The sequence below is a fragment of the Collimonas sp. genome (genome assembly GCF_035566375.1).
Classification (GTDB): Bacteria; Pseudomonadota; Gammaproteobacteria; order Burkholderiales; family Burkholderiaceae_D; genus Collimonas.
Map to the genome: position 1 here is coordinate 1 of NZ_DATMRK010000042.1, position 18691 is coordinate 18691.

General features: G+C 58.6%; 13 protein-coding genes. 7 read left to right on the forward strand and 6 right to left on the reverse strand.

Annotated elements, in window-relative coordinates; genetic code table 11:
• Together VNZ60_RS12990 and VNZ60_RS12995 are read left to right on the forward strand one after the other, a co-directional pair.
• The coding region (locus VNZ60_RS12990) for a YadA family autotransporter adhesin (RefSeq protein WP_325659768.1) at positions 1–2524 on the forward strand (2524 nt) is incomplete at its 5' end.
• A gap of 36 nt (positions 2525–2560) precedes the next feature.
• On the forward strand, positions 2561–3358 hold the full coding sequence (locus tag VNZ60_RS12995; RefSeq protein WP_325659770.1) for an OmpA family protein: 798 nt from the start codon (positions 2561–2563) through the stop codon (positions 3356–3358).
• A gap of 407 nt (positions 3359–3765) precedes the next feature.
• Here VNZ60_RS12995 and VNZ60_RS13000 read toward each other — a convergent pair whose 3' ends face one another.
• The 4 genes from VNZ60_RS13000 to VNZ60_RS13015 all read right to left on the reverse strand — a co-directional run bounded on the left by VNZ60_RS13000 (position 3766) and on the right by VNZ60_RS13015 (position 9033).
• Entirely contained in the window at positions 3766–6198 is a 2433-nt protein-coding gene (locus VNZ60_RS13000; protein WP_325659772.1) for a CHASE2 domain-containing protein, read from the reverse strand.
• A 28-nt stretch (positions 6199–6226) separates the two neighbouring features.
• Complete coding sequence (locus VNZ60_RS13005; protein WP_325659774.1) at positions 6227–7546, reverse strand: FecR family protein; 1320 nt, start codon at positions 7544–7546, stop codon at positions 6227–6229.
• Positions 7547–7602: 56 nt separating this feature from the next.
• Positions 7603–8301, reverse strand: a complete 699-nt coding sequence (locus VNZ60_RS13010) for a response regulator transcription factor (protein WP_325659776.1) — start codon at positions 8299–8301, stop codon at positions 7603–7605.
• Between the two features lie 426 nt (positions 8302–8727).
• A complete protein-coding gene (locus VNZ60_RS13015) occupies positions 8728–9033 on the reverse strand; it encodes an NIPSNAP family protein (protein WP_325659778.1) in 306 nt (101 codons plus the stop codon).
• A 251-nt stretch (positions 9034–9284) separates the two neighbouring features.
• On the opposite strand from VNZ60_RS13015, the gene VNZ60_RS13020 reads away from it, so the two are divergent.
• On the forward strand, positions 9285–10235 hold the full coding sequence (locus VNZ60_RS13020; protein WP_325659780.1) for a GSU2403 family nucleotidyltransferase fold protein: 951 nt from the start codon (positions 9285–9287) through the stop codon (positions 10233–10235).
• Between the two features lie 9 nt (positions 10236–10244).
• Here VNZ60_RS13020 and mdeB read toward each other — a convergent pair whose 3' ends face one another.
• The gene (gene mdeB, locus VNZ60_RS13025) at positions 10245–12929 is read right to left on the reverse strand and encodes an alpha-ketoglutarate dehydrogenase (RefSeq protein ID WP_325659782.1); all 2685 of its coding nucleotides are present in this window, start codon (positions 12927–12929) and stop codon (positions 10245–10247) included.
• A gap of 141 nt (positions 12930–13070) precedes the next feature.
• Here mdeB and VNZ60_RS13030 point away from each other — a divergent pair, with 141 nt between their 5' ends.
• A complete protein-coding gene (locus VNZ60_RS13030) occupies positions 13071–13535 on the forward strand; it encodes an Lrp/AsnC family transcriptional regulator (protein WP_325659784.1) in 465 nt (154 codons plus the stop codon).
• Positions 13536–13589: 54 nt separating this feature from the next.
• Here VNZ60_RS13030 and VNZ60_RS13035 read toward each other — a convergent pair whose 3' ends face one another.
• Positions 13590–14504 carry a LysR family transcriptional regulator gene (locus VNZ60_RS13035; protein WP_325659786.1) on the reverse strand — a complete coding sequence of 305 codons (915 nt, stop codon included), beginning with the start codon at positions 14502–14504 and terminating at the stop codon, positions 13590–13592.
• Positions 14505–14641: 137 nt separating this feature from the next.
• Between VNZ60_RS13035 and VNZ60_RS13040 the strand changes: the two genes are divergently transcribed.
• From VNZ60_RS13040 to VNZ60_RS13050, 3 genes are read left to right on the forward strand one after another with little or no spacing between them, the layout of a single operon-like run.
• Positions 14642–15961: an MFS transporter gene (locus VNZ60_RS13040; RefSeq protein ID WP_325659788.1), complete on the forward strand. Its 1320-nt coding sequence runs from the start codon at positions 14642–14644 to the stop codon at positions 15959–15961.
• On the forward strand, positions 15954–17483 hold the full coding sequence (locus tag VNZ60_RS13045) for an amidase (protein WP_325659789.1): 1530 nt from the start codon (positions 15954–15956) through the stop codon (positions 17481–17483). The genes VNZ60_RS13040 and VNZ60_RS13045 overlap by 8 nt, the downstream gene beginning before the upstream one ends.
• Positions 17484–17517: 34 nt before the next feature.
• Positions 17518–18666, forward strand: coding sequence for an NAD(P)/FAD-dependent oxidoreductase (locus VNZ60_RS13050; RefSeq protein WP_325659791.1), 1149 nt, complete (start codon positions 17518–17520; stop codon positions 18664–18666).
• The last annotated feature ends 25 nt before the right edge of the window (positions 18667–18691 follow it).

Sequence of the window (18691 nt, forward strand, 5' to 3'; positions counted from 1 at the left end):
GCCAATCGGCGTCGTCAGTGTGGGCAGCGCAGGCAACGACCGTCAGATCACCAATGTGGCAGCCGGTCAACTGAGTGGTACAAGCACGGATGCAGTCAACGGCTCGCAGCTGTTTGCGACCAACCAGCAGGTGACCAGCAATACCACTGCGATCAACAACATCAACAATGGTGGTGGCATCAAGTATTTCCATGCCAATTCGACGTTGGCCGATAGCGCCGCTACCGGTACCGACAGCGTTGCCGTCGGACCCACTGCGAGTGCCAGCGCCACCGATGCAATGGCGCTGGGGCGCGGGTCGTCAGCTACCAATGCGGGAGCAGTGGCTCTAGGTGCGGGCAGCACGACGGCCGCTGTGGTGCCGACGACAGGTGTGACCATTAACGGCACTGCCTATAACTTTGCCGGCACAACACCGGCCAGCACCGTGAGCGTCGGTAGCGTGGGTAACGAGCGGACGATCACCAATGTGGCAGCAGGGCAATTGAGCACGACCAGCACGGATGCGGTAAATGGCAGCCAGCTGAACGCGACCAATCTGGCAATTGCTGCGAACAAGGGGCACTACTACAGTGTCAACGACGGTGGCACCCAAGGCGGAAACTACAATGACAATGGCGCCACCGGGCTGAACGCCCTGGCAGCGGGTGTCGGATCCTCGGCCTCGGCGGCGAACGATGTCGCCATGGGTAATTCCGCTGCGGCGTCGGGAGGATCGTCGATTGCTATCGGCAATGGCGCGCAGGCGTCCGGCGCCAACAGTATCAGCATCGGCACCGGCAATGTCGTCAGCGGCGCCAGCAGCGTAGCGATCGGCGATCCAACCACCATTACCGGTACCGGCAGCTTCTCCGTCGGCAACAACAACAGCATTGCCTCCAACAACACCTTTGTATTGGGTAGCAATGTGACCGTAGCTGCGGGGCTGGACGGTTCGGTGGTGCTGGGTAACAACAGTGCGGCAGCGGCTGCGAATCCTACTGCCAGCAGCACCGTTAATGGCACGACCTATGGCGGCTTTGCCGGCGCCACCCCGGCTTCCACCGTATCGGTAGGGGCAGCCGGAACGGAACGTCAAATCACCAACGTCGCGGCGGGCCGGATCACGGCCACCTCAACCGATGCTGTCAACGGCTCACAGCTGTATTCAGTAGCGAGCGGCCTGGGCACCGCAATCAATAACCTGACAACCGTCGTCAACGCTAATCAGTTTCCGATTGCTTCCAGCGAAGGGAAGACGTTTACCGGGTCTGTCGGGGCGGCAGGAAGCAACTCACTGGGCATGGGCACCAATGCCGTAGCAACCGGCCAAAACTCAACCGCCGCAGGTCAAGGAACTGTGGCAAGTCAAGCCAACACGACCGCACTCGGCCAGGGAGCCCAGGCAACAGCTGCCAACAGCACGGCGTTAGGTCAAGGCGCAATAGCCAGCACCGGTAATAGCGTGGCAATCGGCAATGCCTCGACTACAAGCGCAGCCGTGGCATCCGCCGGCACCACCATCCGCGGCACTGCATATGCCTTCGCCGGCGGTGCGCCGGTGGGGGCGGTGAGTGTCGGATCTACCGGAAATGAACGGCAGATCCAGAATGTCGCCGCCGGACAGCTGACTGCGACCAGCACTGATGCCGTGAATGGCAGCCAGCTGTTTGCGACCAACAGCGCTATCAGCAACCTGACTACTGTAATCACAGCTGCTCAGCCAAAATATTACAGCGTCAATTCGAGCGGCGGCGGCAACGTCAACAATGACGGTGCAACTGGAAGCGATGCGATTGCTTTAGGCAAGAACACTGTCGCCTCTGGCACGAATTCGGTTGCGATTGGCGCCGGCACCAGCGTCACGGCTAGCAACGGTGTCGCAATCGGCGCCGGTTCGACGGCGGATCGTGCAGGCTTGAGCGGTGCAAAGGAATCGTTCTCTAATACGGCGGTGTCATCGACGCAAGGCGCAGTCTCGGTCGGCAGCGCCGGCAACGAACGTCAAATCACCAATGTGGCAGGTGGAACCCAGGCGACGGATGCTGTCAACGTACGCCAATTGCAAGCTGTACAGTCAGGAGGGGTGCATTACGACACCAATACTGATGGCTCAACTAACTACAGCAGTGTCACGATGGGTAACGGCGCGAGCAGCCCCGTGGCGATACATAACGTCGAAGCCGGTACTGCCGCCACGGACGCAGTCAACGTTTCTCAACTCAATACTAGTCTGAACGGCGCGGTACAGCAGGCTAAGCAATACACAAACGGAATAGCCATGCAGTTGCAGAACAATATCAATGACGTTGCCAAGAAGGCTTACGCAGGCGTCGCAGCGTCCATGTCGATGGAAAGCGCCCCGTATGTGGCAGGCAAGATCACCTACTCCGCGGGATATGGCTATTACCAAAACCAGAATGCGATTGGTGTGTCGCTGCGCCGCACTGCGGACAACGGGCGCTGGAGTCTCAGTGGCGGCGTCTCCGGTACAACCGCAGGTGGCATAGCTGCCCGGGTCGGGGTGTCTGGAATTCTCAACTGAACGACATCACGAACGACATAACTACAGGATAGAGAAATGAAAAATCGCCACATTGCTATATTGTCTGGACTACTGATTGCGGCAACGTCTGTTCTTGCGGACGATGTCGTAGCGTTTCCGGATCGGAGCGAGGCATGGCTCAAGGAAGGCACGTTCGTGAATCTCAACAATCTGCGGCAGATGATGCCGGGCCTGTCGAAGGACCAGGTCTATGCGCTGCTGGAGCAGCCGCACTTTTCGGAAGGCATCTTCCATGTGAGGAAATGGAACTACATCTTCAATTTCCGCACCGGCAAGGGTAACGAGTTCATCACCTGTCAGTACCAGATCCAGTACGACGACAAACTGTTGGTGCAGAGCACGCACTGGAAGGAACGCGAGTGCGAGGCGCTGGTCACACCTGCGCCGGCAGTTGCGCCGGAGCTTCCAGGCCCGACAGTTTCCGAGCATTTCACGATCAACGAGGATGTCCTGTTTGCCTTCGACAAGTCATCTCTCAACGACATGCTGCCGGGCGGCCGCACGGCATTGGACGATATTGCCGCGCGCTTGAATTCGGCGTACCGCAAGCTGACATCGATCAAGATCATCGGCCACACCGACCGCATCGGCTCCGACGCCTACAACCAGGAATTGTCGCTGGCGCGAGCGCTGACGGTGCGCGACTATCTCGTGTCGCGCGGCTTGCCGAGCAATCCGCTGGCCGCCACCGGAGTAGGTAGTGCAGAGCCGGTCGCAAGCGGATGTCCGGCAGGCCGCAGCAGCGAGGCGGTACGCTGTTTGCAACCGGATCGCCGCGTGACCATCGATGTGCTTGGCGAGAAACGCCAATAGGACATGCATAAGCCACGACCATCATGACATCGCCACGGCAAGAGTGATCTGGGGTCAGAGTCAACGGGGTTAGTCAATTTCTGCAGTGCTTCATCGCCAACTTGACTCTGACCACACATGACGGATTCTGAGAAAGACAGAGCGCACAGCGCGGTTTTGTTCTTTTTAACGATGAGGCCGTACTCCGTGGCCCGCTAAGTGGGGTCAGATTGAAGTTTCTGCAAAAAAGCGCGCAGAAAGTTCACTCTGACCCCAGTTAGCTGCGTTGGTTAAGCGCAACCGGGCAAGGGCATTGTCATGTTGCTGTCTCGCGTAGAATTGCGCTTAGCCATATTGACTACTCCTTTTAGTTGATTGGTTAGCGGGTTGGGGATGTTCCACCATTCTCAGACGGCGAGCAAGTGTCGCTAACCTGTCAGGACCGCTGGATTCTGGCCTGACAATTCGGCGCAAACCGCAATAGGCAGAAAGATAGTCATCGTGGTGCCGTGACCTGGCGCACTCTCGCAATGTATGCTGCCGCCATGTCGGACCACGACCGTTTTGACAAAGGTCAGGCCGAGGCCGACGCCGTCGCTGTCCGGCTGTCCGACGCTGCGGAAACGGTGAAAACGTTCGAACAGACGCATTTTGTGTTCGTGCGCGATGCCGTAGCCTTGGTCGCGGATGATGCACTCGACCTGTTCCGGCAAGCCCTTGTTGATCGACAGCAGGCATTCGATACGCGTATGCGGCGGGCTGTATTTGATCGCATTGCTCAGAAGATTCACCAGCGCGCGCGCAATCATCGAGCATTCGGCCTTGATCAGAAATTCACTATCGGTAATGTCGCAGGCCAATTGGATTTTCCTGGCGTTCGCAAGCGGCCAGACTTCATCGACGGCGCTATTCAAGAGATCGGAAAGATTAACAATTTCGAAGGTGTAATCCTGGGTTTCGGCGGCGGCGAGCTGGACGAAGCTGTCGGCCAGCGCCAGCGCCCGGCGGGCATAACGCTCAATCCGGTCAAACGCCAGGCCGACACTCGGAATATCCACGGCGGGACGCTCGAGCTCTATCAACGCAACGATAGATGCTTGCGGCGAGCGCATATCGTGCGACAGAAGATGCAGCATTTCGTCGCGCTGACTTTGCGCCGCGTGCAGGGTGGTGACATTGCTCAGGCTGGCGATCCAGCCGATCAGGTCGCCGGCCACACTCATACAGCGCGCATATTTGAGAACATATTGGTGTCCTGCCGCGCTTTGAACCTCGACGCCTTGTTCCATCGCCGCGCAATCTTCGATGCGGGACGGATCGAGCAGATACGGCCACTGCAGGCAGCGCTCGACACCCGATTCGCTGCCGATGAATCGTACGAACTTAAGCGTGCTCAGCAGTTCCGCCAGCGCGCAGCCTTCCAGCTCGCCGCCGCCGGGCGCCGCCAGGCAGTCGCGGGCCGGCTGATTGACCAGACGCACGCAGCCGCTGCGATCGGCAACCAGGACCGGGTCCGGCAGACTGTTCAAACTATCCCAGACGAAACGCTTCAAGTCCCGCACTTGCCGGGCTGCTTCTCGTATCAGCGAGATATTGTGTTCGAGTTCGTGTCCAGCGGACGAGGTGCCGGTAATGCGGCGATTCAGCGCCAGTTGCGGTTCCTCGGCGAGTTGCTCAAGTTCTGCGCCGATAAACGACATGGCGACTTCAAGCCGGCGCCAGCTCCATAGCGGATAAATGGCTGCCAGTACGACAAGTGCCGGAACAGGCGTAATCCAGATGCCGCCATACAGCAGGAGCAGGCCGCTGCCGCCCAAGGTGGCGAGCACCAGTGTCAGCAGAAGCAGGATGGATTGGCTGGGCGTCAGGAACAGAAAACCCGTAAATAGCAGTGCCAGCGGCAACAATGAACAAAGGGTGGTCTGCCAGGACGCGACACTCTCGATATAGCGGCCGGATAGAAGGGCGTCGAGAATGTTGGCGTGTATATCGATGCCTGCCATCGCGCCGTTGTGACTGGAGACCGCGGTAGCGATGTGTTCCAGCAAGCCGTCCGCGGTGGCCCCTACCAGTACGAATTTGTTGTGGAAAAACTCGGACGGCACCCGGCCACGCAACACATCGATGAACGATACGTGTGCATAAGACGCGTCCGGATCGGCGAACGGGATCAACATCCCGCCGGTGCGTAGCAAAGGAGGAAAGGCCGAAGGCGCCTGCTCGGTTTGTCCGGCGGCGGCTGCCGTCGGTAGCGCTGCTTGCCTGCCGCGTTCCGCCCAATAGACCGGTAATGTGAATTGCGGCCAAAGTTGTCGGCTGTTCCCTTCGAACAGCGCAATGTTGCGCACAATGCCATCCCGATCTGTCTCGAGATTGATGTGCCCGACTCCGGCTGCGGCGGCGCGCAACGGCGCCACCGGCAGCAGCGCATGTCCGGAAAGCGGGTTGGTCTGACCGGACTCGACCACCATCGGCAGATAGACAGGCGCCAGCGACATCGCTTGCGTGAGAACTGCGTCCTCGGCGGAGGGCTCGGTAAACAGCACGTTATACATCACCGCACGAGGGCTCCCCGCTGCAATGCGTCGTAGCGCCTCCGCATGATGCAGCCTGGACCACGGCCATCTGCCGAGCTGCGCCAGGCTGTTGTTATCGATGGTGACGATGAGGATATCCGGGTTGGACGGGCGCGACTGATGCTGCAACAACCAGTCGTAGACAAGATTGCCGGCGGAATTGGTCAGATGATACGTCACCAGCAGAATGACAAAAACCGTTCCGGCGCAGCCCAGCAGCAGCCACTCGCGCAGGAAGCGATTATCTTTGGTGCGGCGCAGTTCGCGGGGGGGCCAGGTGAACATGGGATAGGGTAGTGTGAGACGAAGTGTTTTATTGACCCACCGTGAACGACCGTATCGACGCCGGTTTTTCATGGGACTCGCCATTGTTCGGCGACACCGCGGCCGCCACGCTCCAGAAATATTTTCCCGGCTTCAGATCGGACAGGACCAGGCGCGTGCCGGCCAATGCCGTTTGATCGAGCATCGGGTCATGCAGTTGAGAGTTGGTTGCCAGTACGAAGCGATAGGTCTGCTGTGCTCCGGCTCCGGCGCCGGCATGTGCATCTTCAGTCCAGCGGAATTCGAAATTGGCGGTACGGGTTGCGGCGGCGCTTGCCTCGGATGGCCTGGCGCGTCGAAAGCTGTAGATTTGCGACAACCCTTCAATGCCATTGCGATCGATTGCCGATAAACGGACAAAATAGCTGCCGGAAGGCATGTCGTCGAAGAGGGCGCGCGGACTCTCCGCGCGGATCTCGTTGACGATATGGAGGAAGCCGGCATCCGTCGCAATCGTGGCCCGGTAAGCGCGCGCCTCGGGCATCGCTGCAATCTCGAAGACGATTTGCAAACCTTTCTGTACCTGGCCTGGTTCCGCCAGCGAGGGAGCAGGGAGCATCTGGATAGGGGCGCCAACATTTCCAGCGGAATCGGAAATCACGCCGAATTGCTGTGGCACCAGCACCGGCGGAGCATTTGGTCCTTGCGCTGCGACCTTGCCCTCGAGTACCTCGACTGCGGTGTTGCCCGCTCCGGCGCCGTCGCCATAAACCACCCGGAACTCGGTGCCGCGCACGCCCGCAATGACGGATGGTGAAATGATGTTGTAGCGGTCTTGCGGTTTCAGCGGCGTGACCTTGGTCTCGACTTCGCCCTGATTAAGTTCAAACTGGCGGTCGACAATGCCGTTCAAAACCGTGGCGCGCAGATGCTTGATCAAGATTGTGGTATTTGCGTGCAGCGTGACATGCGAGCCGTCCGATAGCTGGATGGTGGCGAACGAATTAGGCCCGGTGCGGACGTGATCACCCTCGGTAAGCGCGGCGTCGAAATTCAACGGCAGGAATGGCCCCTGACCTAAGGTGCGCTCAACTGAACCGCTTACCGCGATCGCTCGTGCGGCGAGCAGCGATTGTTTGAGTAATGCTAACGGTATACGCAGCGTCGAATTCGGTTGCAGATGCTTGGGATCCGCGACGCGGTTGAGTTTCTTGAGTACCGTCCAGCACCCTGGGTCGGTCAGATAGTATGAGGCGAGGTCGTAGAGGGTATCGTTGACGCGCACCGTGTAGTCGACCGTCGTCGTGGCGCGGTCGTTCTGCGCCTGTGCGGGAAACCCTGTCGACACAGCGGCGACGAATGTCAGCACGCATGCAATCGCTCTCGTTCGAGGCACCTCGGACGTCGCAAGCCGGATGCAATCATTCACGCGGCGGGTACCTCAAGCTTTTCGAGCCGGTAGCCGTAGCCGTAAATCGGCACGATGCAGTAGCCGTTTTGTGGCTTTAAATCCAGTTTGACGCGTACTGCTGAGACGTGGGTATCGAGCGTTCTGGTGGGGATGTCGGTCAAATGCTTCCATACCGTCTCGATGATATGTGCGCGGGACAATGGCCGAGCCAGATTGCGAAAAAACAGTAAGGCGACCTGAAATTCCTTTTGTGATAGCGCTATCATCTTGCCGCGACAAAATAAACGGCCTTCCTGCAAATTAAATAGATACTCGCCGAACTCCTGATTGGCGGCGGGCAACTCCTGCCGGTAGGTCCGGCGCAACAAGGTTGCTACGCGCGCGAGGAGCATGGCGGCTGCGACCGGCTTGGTGACATAGTCGTCGGCGCCGGCGTTCAAGGCGGAGATGATATCGGCTTCACGCGAGCGGCTGGTCATGAAAAGCACGGGAAGATTTGCATCGCAGTTTTGCCGGATCCAGGCCAGCACCAGGTCGCCCGGCATGTCGACGACATTCCAGTCCAGGCTCACAAGATCGAAAGTTTCCCGCTGCAAGCGATGAATCAGCGCGCGTCCTTCGGTAAACACATAGCAGCTATGGCCGGCAGGTGTGAGAGCTTTGACAGCAAACTGTAATTGACTGGGGTCGTCGTCAAGAATGGCGATGCGCATATGATCGATAAAACGGTTATTCGCTAAAACAAATTTGTTCCAAAAATGTGCAACAACCCGAGCGGCGAGTCATTTTGGTGCGCGCCGCAGGTAACAATTGCCTGACGCTTCCATAATAATGGAACGAACCGTTGCTTTCTAGTATTTAACAGATAAAGAATGTCAGAGAATGACAAATGCGGAGGGCGTGACTCAAGTTATTTGTAGTAGTCGCGATATTTTTTTACCACCATCTGCGCTTTTTGCGACTGCTTACGTGTTGGGCTGTAGATGGATCTAGGTTTGACCTGACACTTCCTGTCAGGCCAAGTTTGAACTAGTACAGCTTATGCTTCCGGCTGGATTCGCCTTGCCCCCTGCGATAGTGGGCCCGGAGGCGGTTGCTTGAGAATATTTCCTGCAGAAGATGGTTCAACTGTGGCTGATCTAGCGAAAGACCGGCCGAAAGAATGAACGCTCATAGCTGATGAAGCACTTGGTTTCTTTGTAGTAGTCCATTGCAGCCTGGCACTCCGGATCAGATGCGGCGGCGATCCGGTATTTCTCATAAGCGGCGAGAGAACTGAAGGAGAAGAAGGCGAGCGCCACGTTGCTGCTTCCTTCGCTCGGCATCAAATACCCATGATGGGTGCCGTCAAATTTTTCAACCAGCGGAATCCACATCTTTGCATAGGTTTCGAACTCTGCCAGTTTGTCCGGATCGATGATGTAGCGTAGATAGCATGTGATCATTGGTAGTACTCCTTGGGGTTAAGCCGGTATCGCGGCTAAATACTTTGCTGCGGCTGAGCAACCGCGTCATTATCGTCCATCTGTCTGCATGTAGCGGTTTGACGTGCAAGAGCAGCCGCGGCTTTGCCGCCCAACCGTGATGCTGAAGAAGTTGCACCGAAAAAATAGCCTGTTTTTATAAGTAAGTAATTGATTTTTATATTGTTTCGGCATAAAGTAGAATAATCACAAAACATACCGAAAGAACCCCCGTGTTAGAGCGACCAGCCGACGCCATGCGTCAGTATATCGACGCGGTCTCCACTTTTGAAGCTTACGAAGAGGCACTGGCAGAGGCGGCTAAAGTGCGCGGCGGCATGTACTGGCACAAAGGCCCCGCGTCTGCTCCTGGCGAAGCCTATCTGGTGCGTACCAGCGCTTCTGGCAGCGAGAAGAGCCTGGGACCACGGTCGCCCGAGACAGAGGCTATTTACGCCAGCTTCCGCGAGCGGAAAGAGTTGGCCGAACAACGGCTAGCCGGCTTGAAAGCGGCACTGGTCAAGCACAAGAGGATGAATCGCGCGCTCAGGGTCGGACGCGTTGCGCCGCTCATCGTGGAAATCCTGAATCGCCTGGCCGCGACCAGCCTGGGAGAACACTTCCGTGTGGTCGGCACTCATGCGCTGTACGCGTATGAATCGGCTGCGGGCGTGACCTTCGACGATGATGCCGTAGCTACGCGCGACATCGACCTGCTATGGGACGTTCGCAAGCGGGTCGCGTTCGCTACTGCTTTGAGCCAGGTCGACAGTTCGATGTTGGGCGTGCTGCGGAAAGTCGACCCGACTTTCCGCATTCGGAATTCGCAGAGATACACCGCCGTCAACCAGGACGGCTTTGAGGTCGACATTATCCGGCGCGAGCAAATTGCCGATGATCCGCATCCCATCCGGCTGAGTGATGACGACGAAGACTTTTGGGTGGCGCAAGCGCCACGCGCCCAGGTGTTGCTTGATTCGCCTCAATTTTCCGCCGTTATCGTCGCCACTAATGGCGATATGGCGCGCATGAATACTCTTGAGCCAAGGACATTTATCCGCTTCAAGCAGTGGATGAGCACGCGGCCGGAGCGAGACCCGCTCAAGCGCCGGCGAGACGCCCTGCAAGCTATGGCAGTCGAAGAGGTTTTGCAGGAGTACCTGCCGCATCTGGCCAAGGACTGAGTTTTCTTTTTACTCTGTGATCGACTGCGGTTTGCTCAAATCCAAACCAAGCGACTCTGCAAAATTTTTCAGCTGCGCCTCATCTTTTCCGCCAGGCAGTTCGCTAAATGCGGTAAAGGCAATCCAGTTCGCATCGACTTCGAAAAAATCCCGCAAGTTGGCCCGTGTATCGCTGCGCCCGAAGCCATCCGTGCCCAAGGTGACGTAGCGCGCCGGCACATACGCGCGGATGCTTTCGGGAGTGCTGCGGACATAGTCGCTGGCGGCGATAACCGGCGCGCCGCCATGTCCCAGTTGGCGGCTGACGTAAGCCTCTTCGGATGAGCCGGAATGGCGCCGATTGCGCTCGGCCGCGACACCATCGCGCGCCAGTTCCGTATAACTGGTGACACTCCAGACTTCGGCCTTGATGCCAAGTTTTTCCTTCAACAAAGCAGCCGCGCCTATCGCCTCCTTCAGGATCGGGCCGGCTGCCAACAGGCGCACATCAGCATTTTCTTGCGGCAGCAGGCAGTACATGCCGCGCTTGATGCCTTCCTCGACGCCTTGCGGCATGCTGGGTTGCGCCTGGTTTTCATTGGTTACGGTAATGTAATAGAAGACGTCTTCGCTGTTGCCGAGCATGCGGCGCATGCCGTCCTGTACGATCGCCGCCAATTCATAGGCATACGCCGGATCGTATGAAACGCAGTTAGGCACCGTTGCGGCGATCACGTGGCTGGAACCGTCCTGATGCTGCAAGCCTTCGCCGGCCAGGGTGGTGCGGCCGGAGGTGGCGCCGATCAGGAAGCCGCGCGCGCGCTGATCGGCGGCGGCCCAGATCAGGTCGCCGATGCGCTGGAAGCCGAACATCGAGTAATAAATATAGAACGGCAGCATCGGTAAGCCATGTACTGAATAGCTGGTGGCGGCGGCAGTCCAGGAAGAAATCGCACCGGCTTCCGAAATACCTTCTTCCAGGATCTGGCCATCCTTGGCTTCACGGTAGGACAGGATCGAACCGATGTCCTCAGGCTCGTACAACTGGCCCTGCGACGAATAGATGCCAACCTGCTTGAACAGATTTGCCATGCCGAAAGTGCGCGCTTCGTCGGCCACTATCGGCACGATGTGCTTGCCGATGCTGTCGTCTTTCAAGAGCGCACCCAGCATGCGCACCAGCGCCATCGTGCTCGACATTTCCTTGCCATCGGCGTCCAGTGCGAATTTCGCGTAAGACGTAATCTCGGGCGCAGCAATCTTTGTCTGCGATGCACTGCGGCGCGGCATGAAGCCACCCAACGCTGCGCGCCGTTGCAGCAGATGGCGCATTTCAGGGCTGCCGTCGGCCGGCTTGTAGAACGCCAGCGCTTCGCAGTCCGCATCGGAAATCGGCAGGCGGAAGCGGTCGCGGAATTCGAGCAGGGTGCCGGCGTCGAGTTTTTTTTGTTGATGGGTGGTCATCTTGCCTTGTCCGGCGGCGCCCATGCCAAAGCCTTTCTTGGTTTGCGCCAGGATCACTGTCGGCTGGCCCCGATGATTTGCCGCGGCGAGGTAAGCCGCATGGATTTTTTTCATGTCGTGGCCGCCGCGATGCAGGCGATCGATCTCGTCATCCGTCAGCGTGGCGCCGATTGCCTGCAAGGCCGGATTTTGTCCAAAGAAACGGGCCCGATTGAAGGCGCCGTCGTTGGCGGCGAAGGTCTGCAACTGGCCGTCTACCGTCCGGTTCAGCGCATTGAGCAGGTCGCCCGCTGTGTCGCGTGCGAACAGCGGATCCCAGTCCGAACCCCAGAGCAGCTTGATGACATTCCAGCCGCAGCCGGCAAACACCGTTTCCAGCTCATCGACAATATGGCCGTTGCCGCGCACCGGGCCGTCCAGCCGTTGCAGATTGCAGTTGACCACGAACACCAGGTTATCCAGCGTTTCGCGCGAGGCCAGGCTAAGCGCCGCCAGCGATTCCGGCTCGTCCATCTCGCCGTCACCGAACACGCCCCAGACCTTGCGCTCCTGCGGCGCCAGCAAGCCGCGGTGTTCCAGGTAGCGCATGAAGCGGGCCTGGTAGATGGCGCTGATCGGGCCCAGTCCCATCGAGCCGGTGGGGAACTGCCAGAAATTTTCCATCAGCCACGGATGCGGATACGAAGACAGGCCTTGCGCGCCATGTTTCTTGGCTTCGATTTCCTGCCGGTAGAACGACAGCTCCTTTTCCGTCAGCGTGCCCTCCAGGAAGGCGCGGGCATAAATGCCGGGCGCCGAATGCGCCTGGAAATAGACCAGGTCGCCGCCGAAAGAGTCGGTGCGGGCGCGGAAGAAATGGTTGAATCCGACTTCGAACAGATCGGCCGCTGACGCGTAGCTGGCGATATGGCCGCCCAGCTCGCCGTAGGCGCGGTTGGCGCGCACCACCATTGCCAGTGCATTCCAGCGCATCAGGCTGGCCAGGCGCTGTTCGATAGAGAGCGCGTCGGCGCCGCCCGGAAACGGCGGTTCGTCTTCGGCACGGATGGTGTTGGCGTAGGGCGTATTGCGCGCATCGCGCCATTTGACGCCCCACGCCTGGGCGGCGGCACTCAGGCGCGACAACAGGTAACGGGCGCGCTCAGGACCGGCGGCTTGCATGCTTGCCTGCAGCGCGGCCAGCCATTCCTCTGTTTCCTGCGCATCGCTGTCGAATGGATCGTTCAGATTGTTGATGGATGACATTTCCATGGTCCTTGTTCCTTGCCGTTGGATTTATCAGCATAAGATAGCGGCAAAGCTGCAGCATGGGTAACCTAAACGAGCTGCCGATTCCAGTTAATTAAGCATAAAATGCTTTGATTATTAATCAATCAGATTTTTATACTGCATATGGATCTCGACTCGACGGATTTGCGTATTTTGATGGCGCTGCAGGAAAACTCCAATATCAGCAATATCGACCTGGCGAAGAAGATCAATCTGTCGGCCTCGCCGACGCTGGCGCGGGTCAAGAACCTGGAAGCCGAACGGGTGATTTCTGGTTACGTTGCGCTGGTCGATCCGCCCGCGCTTGGCTTGAAAATGAATGTCTTCATCCAGGTCAGCCTGGAAAAACAGGAGTCCGCCGCGCTGGCGCGCTTCGAGAAAGCCGTCAGCCACTTCGAGCAGGTGATGGAGGTGTACCTGATGACCGGCGATGAGGATTATCTGCTACGCATCGTGGTGCCGGATATCCAGGCGCTGGAGCGCTTTATCCTGGATCACCTGACAAAGATTCCGGGCATCAAGAATATCCGTTCCAGCTTTGCATTGAAGCAGGTGAAATACAAAACGGCGCTGCCGATTAATCCATAGCCTGACGTGATGTAAAGCAAGACGGCGGCAGCAATCGAAGCCGCAAAGAGGTCACTATCCCGGTGTCGGCGCCTTGACTATCAAGCTGTTCAAGAACGCTTTTGCGGCTTGCGACAGCGTGCGTCCGGCCAGCGACTGGATTTCCATATGCAGAGCATTCATATCCCGGTCTTTAATCGGCACGGCCGCCAGTTGTCCATTCATCAGCAATTTTCGAATCGGCAATTCGGCGGAAAACGCTATGCCGCCGCCAGCCATGACAAAACTCAATTTTGCATTGATCGAATCGCTGCTGAATACCGGTTCGATCAACAGGTTTTTTTTGCTGCAGCAGGCGTCGATCAGCCTTCGCATCGTGATTTTCTTGTGCGGCAGCGCAATCGGGTAGGCGACCAGTTCGGACAAAGCCACCTGCTTTCTTGCCGCCAGCGGATGCCCGGGGCTCATCACGGCCAGGATAGGCGCGCTTTGGCTGTATTCGACCTTGATGTCTTGCTCCGGCGCCAGCGCAAAGGTCAGCCCTATGTCCGCCTCGCCTTCGCGCAAGAGGCGGGTGACATGCGCGGCGGAACCGACCGACAAATGAAAATTGATGCCGCTATGGCTGCTTCTGAAATCTGCGATTGCGGCGGGCAGGAAGTCCACCGCAAAACCGGCGGTGCTGACCAGCTTGACCTCGCCGCGCTGGAGCCCTTTCAAGGCCAGGATCTCATTGCCGATGCGCTCGGTTTCAAGCTGCATGCGCAAGGCATAGGCTGCCAGTAGTTCGCCGGCCGCATTCGGCTTCATGCCGCGCGCAACGCGGTCGAACAACACTGTATCGAGCTCGCTCTCCAGCCTGGCGATCTGTCTGCTGATAGCGGAAGAGGCGACGTTGAGCGTAGCCGCAGCCTCGGTGATCGAGCCTCTTCTCACTACTTCAAGAAAGTAGCGCACACCGGTTTCCTGCAAAACCCTGGTTTTTATCATGCTGCCATTTTATTTATGGTTTGCCGAAACGGCAAACGTTTGTTCGAAACATTGTACTTGTTGCAAACCTAGGCCCGCCTTAGCATGATCTTTGTGTTTTGCAGCTTTGTATCTATCGATATCCGGAGGATTCAGGCATGAATGCGGCATTGGGGAAAGACGGTCACAAGTACGTGGTGCTGGCGCTGCTCTACCTGGGATGGTGTGTTTCGTATATCGACCGGGCCGCAATTACTTTCGCCGTCACTCATATCGGCGGCGATTTCCACCTGCAGCCGGCCCAACTGGGCATGCTGCTGAGCAGTTTCTTTCTTGGCTATTCGCTGATGCAGCTGCCCGGAGGCTGGCTGGCGGATCGCTTCGGCTCCAAACCGGTAATCGTCATTTCGATCTTGCTATGGTCGATATTCACCGGCGTCACCGGCAGCGCCTGGTCCATGGCCAGCCTGGTGCTGATCAGATTCGTTTTCGGCCTGGGCGAGGGCGCATTCCCTGCCGCCAGCGTCAAGGGCGTGGCAGAAGTTTTTTCAAAGCAAGAGCGGCCGAAGATGTCGTCGCTGCTGATGTCGTCCAACTACGTCGGCAGCATGCTGGCGCCGCTGATCATTGCGCCGATGATTATTCATTTCGGCTGGCGCAACGTGTTCCACTATATGGGCATTGCCGGATTAATCTTCAGCGCGGCGTACTGGTTCTTCATCAAGCCGGCCAGGGCCAGAGAGCAAGGCAAGGGTAGCGTGGCGGCCGCCGAGAACAAAAGGATAGACCAGGCAGCCTTCCGCAAGCTGCTGAAGACACCCTTGATGTGGAAAATCGTCGCGGTGTGGTTCGGGCTTAGCATCGTCAACAAGGGCCTGGATTCCTGGATGCCGACCTATCTGATGACGCAGCGCGGGCTGGATTTGAAATCGGTAGGCTTGCTTCTGCCTTTGCCCTATGTGCTTGCCGGCATCTCGACGGCGATCGGCGGCTGGCTGATGGTGCGGTTTTTCGATGGCAGGGAGCGCTACCTGCTGATCGCCAGCTCGGTATTGACTGCAGTTTTCCTGTATTTCATGTACACGGCAGACAGCGTTGCCGGCGTTATAACTTACCAATGCATCGTCTATTTTTTTAAATCCTTCGTGCTGGCGACCTGCATCGCCTTGCCGACCAAGATATTTCCGGAGCGCCTGGTGGGCAGCAGTATCGGCATGGTCAATCTCGGCGGCCAATCGGCAGGTTTCATTTCGCCGCTGGCGATAGGCTTCCTGGTCAGCGCATTCAGCAACTACAACTACGCCTTCGGCTTCTTGATTGCAGCCGCATGCTTTTCGGTCATCGTCAGCCTGTTTATCCGGACCGACAAGAGCGCCACAGACGCAACAACAGACGCAACTGCAGATTTAACACCAGATTTAACCAACAACGGGCGGCAGCTTGAGGCCGCGAACCATGCCGGAGAATCCCATGCTTGAAAAAAATATCGTTGAAAAAAGTGCGGTCGAACTGCGCCGCCTGATCGGCTCGAAGGAAATATCGCCGGTGGAATTGCTGGATGCCTGCATCGCCAGGATAGAAGCGATCAATCCGTATATCAACGCCGTTACCGCCACCTGTTTCGAGCGCGCCCGCAGCGAAGCCGCCGCCGCCGAGACAGCGGTGCTGCAAGGACGGCGGCTGGGGCTGTTGCATGGATTGCCGATCGGCATCAAGGATCTCGAAGAGACCGCAGGCTTGCTGACCACTTACGGCTCGCCGCTCTATCGCCATAACATTCCAGCCAAAGACAACGCACTGGTGGCGCGCTTGCGTGCCGCAGGGGCGATTGTGGCCGGCAAAACCAATGTGCCAGAATTGGGAGCAGGGGCGAATACCAGAAATACCGTATGGGGCGCCACCGGCAACCCTTTCAATCCGGGCCTGAATGCGGGCGGTTCTTCCGGCGGCTCGGCGGCGGCACTGGCGGTGGACATGCTGCCTTTGTGCAGTGGTTCCGACACCGGCGGTTCGCTGCGCATCCCGGCCGCCAAATGCGGCGTGGTGGGATTCCGGCCTTCTCCCGGCCTGGTTCCCAGCGAGCGGAAATTGCTGGGCTGGACCCCGATCTCGGTGGTCGGGCCGATGGGCAGGAGCATGGCCGATGTATTGCTTCAGCTGCAGGCCAGCGCCGGCATGCATGCGGCGGATCCGCTCAGTTATCCGATCGCTGCGGATGCCTTCAGCGCGCTGCCGGATATCGATTTATCCGAACTGCGCATCGGCTATACCGAAGACTTCGGCGTGTGCGAAGTCGACGACGACATACGCCAGGTGTTTCGCAGCAAGATCGCCGCGCTGCGCCCGTTCGTCAAGGAATGCACGCCAGTGGCCTTCGATCTGGGCGATGCGCATCGCTGCTTTGACGTGATCCGGGCCACGAGTTTTGTCGCCGGTTACGAGGCGGCCTATAAGCGCGATCCCGCTTCGCTCGGGCCGAATACCCGCGCCAACTACGAGCTGGGCGCCGCCATGACGCTAGCCGACTGTGCCTGGGCGCAAGCCGAGCAGACGCGCTTGTTCCGTCGTTTTCAAGCGATGTTTGCCGACTATGACTTGATACTCTCGCCAACCACGCCGGTGTCGCCTTTCCCCTGGTCCGATTTGTATTTGAAACAGGTCAACGGCGTTGCGCTCGAAAATTACTATCGCTGGCTGTCGCTCACTTATGTGGTTACACTGGCAACCAACCCGGCGCTGTCGATGCCCTGCGGCCGCGACCACAAGAACATGCCGTTCGGCCTGCAACTGATCGGCGCGTTCCGGGCGGATAGCCACTTGCTGGCATGCGCCAGCGCGTTTGAGCGCTTGTTTGAGAACCGCCCGGAATTGCGCCGGCCGCGGCCCGATCTGGCGGCATTGACAACGACCGATGCCGGATTGAAGTCGATCGTCACCCATCCGCCGCAGAGTGCGCCGCAGGGAAGCGCATCCGCTTCCGGAACCAGACCCGCAGTGTAGGGCGGCACTAGGTATGAAATGAGAGGACTGTTGCATGGACCACGAGATGCAAGCGGACTACATCATCATCGGCGCCGGCATTGCCGGCGCATCGATCGCCTATTGGCTGGCGCCGCACGCACGCGTGATCATTCTTGAACGCGAATCGCATCCCGGCTATCACAGCACCGGCCGGTCGGCGGCGCTGTACATGGAAAGCTACGGGCCGCCGCAGGTGCGAGCCCTGACCTGCGCCAGCCGCGCTTTCTTCGACCATCCGCCGCCAGGATTTACCGGTCATCCACTGCTTACGCCACGCGGCGCCTTGATGTTCGCAACGCCGGATCAACTGACGGAACTGGACGAGCACGAAGCGATCGTACGTTCCGTCTCGGATAAGGTCGAACGTCTCGATGCGGATCAGGCTTGCCGGCGGGTGCCGGTATTGCGCCGCGAACAGGTTGCGGCTGCGGTGTATGAGGCGGATGCTGCCGATATCGATGTGCACGCCTTGCACCAGGGTTTCTTGCGGGGAGCCAAGGCGGCCGGCGCAAAACTGGTCTGCGATGCGGAAGTGCAGGCCTTGGCGTATCAGAGCCAGGCCTGGGAAATCAGCACAACCCAAGGCATGTTCCGTGCGCCGGTAGTGGTCAATGCCGCTGGCGCCTGGGCTGACGTCCTCGGCCAGATGGCCGGCGCCGGTCTTATCGGACTGGTGCCGAAGCGGCGCTCGGCATTCACTTTCCAGCCGCCGGCCGGCATCAATGCCTCGTCCTGGCCGTTATTCATGCGAGTCGATGAATCCTTCTATGTCAAGCCGGACGCAGGCATGCTGCTGGGCTCTCCCGCCAACGCCGATCCGGTGGCGCCGCACGATGTCCAGGCCGAAGAGCTGGATATCGCGATTGCGATCGATCACATACAAAACATGACGACGCTCAATGTACGCCGGCCCAGCCATGTCTGGGCCGGTTTGCGCTCGTTCGTTGCTGACGGCAGCCTGGTTGCCGGTTTCGATCAAACGCTGGCGGGATTTTTTTGGGCTGCCGGGCAGGGCGGCTATGGCATCCAGTCAGCGCCCGCAGCCGGCGAGGCCTATGCCGCGATGCTGCGCGGCATGCCGATTCCGGATCACATACTGGCGCACGGGGTCGACGCTGCCGCGCTCAGTCCGGCACGTTTGAGCAAGGAACGCGGCATTTAAGCGGAGAACCGGCGTTTTCAACCGT

Bases quoted from the DNA above. Each gene is read 5' to 3' on its own strand.
- mdeB (WP_325659782.1), bottom strand. From the start codon at position 12,929: ATGGAAATGTCATCCATCAACAATCTGAACGATCCATTCGACAGCGAT.
- VNZ60_RS13050 (WP_325659791.1), top strand. From the start codon at position 17,518: ATGGACCACGAGATGCAAGCGGACTACATCATCATCGGCGCCGGCATT.
- VNZ60_RS13030 (WP_325659784.1), top strand. From the start codon at position 13,071: ATGGATCTCGACTCGACGGATTTGCGTATTTTGATGGCGCTGCAGGAA.
- VNZ60_RS13045 (WP_325659789.1), top strand. From the start codon at position 15,954: ATGCTTGAAAAAAATATCGTTGAAAAAAGTGCGGTCGAACTGCGCCGC.
- VNZ60_RS13000 (WP_325659772.1), bottom strand. From the start codon at position 6,198: ATGTTCACCTGGCCCCCCCGCGAACTGCGCCGCACCAAAGATAATCGC.
- VNZ60_RS12995 (WP_325659770.1), top strand. From the start codon at position 2,561: ATGAAAAATCGCCACATTGCTATATTGTCTGGACTACTGATTGCGGCA.
- VNZ60_RS13040 (WP_325659788.1), top strand. From the start codon at position 14,642: ATGAATGCGGCATTGGGGAAAGACGGTCACAAGTACGTGGTGCTGGCG.
- VNZ60_RS13035 (WP_325659786.1), bottom strand. From the start codon at position 14,504: ATGATAAAAACCAGGGTTTTGCAGGAAACCGGTGTGCGCTACTTTCTT.
- VNZ60_RS13010 (WP_325659776.1), bottom strand. From the start codon at position 8,301: ATGCGCATCGCCATTCTTGACGACGACCCCAGTCAATTACAGTTTGCT.
- VNZ60_RS13015 (WP_325659778.1), bottom strand. From the start codon at position 9,033: ATGATCACATGCTATCTACGCTACATCATCGATCCGGACAAACTGGCA.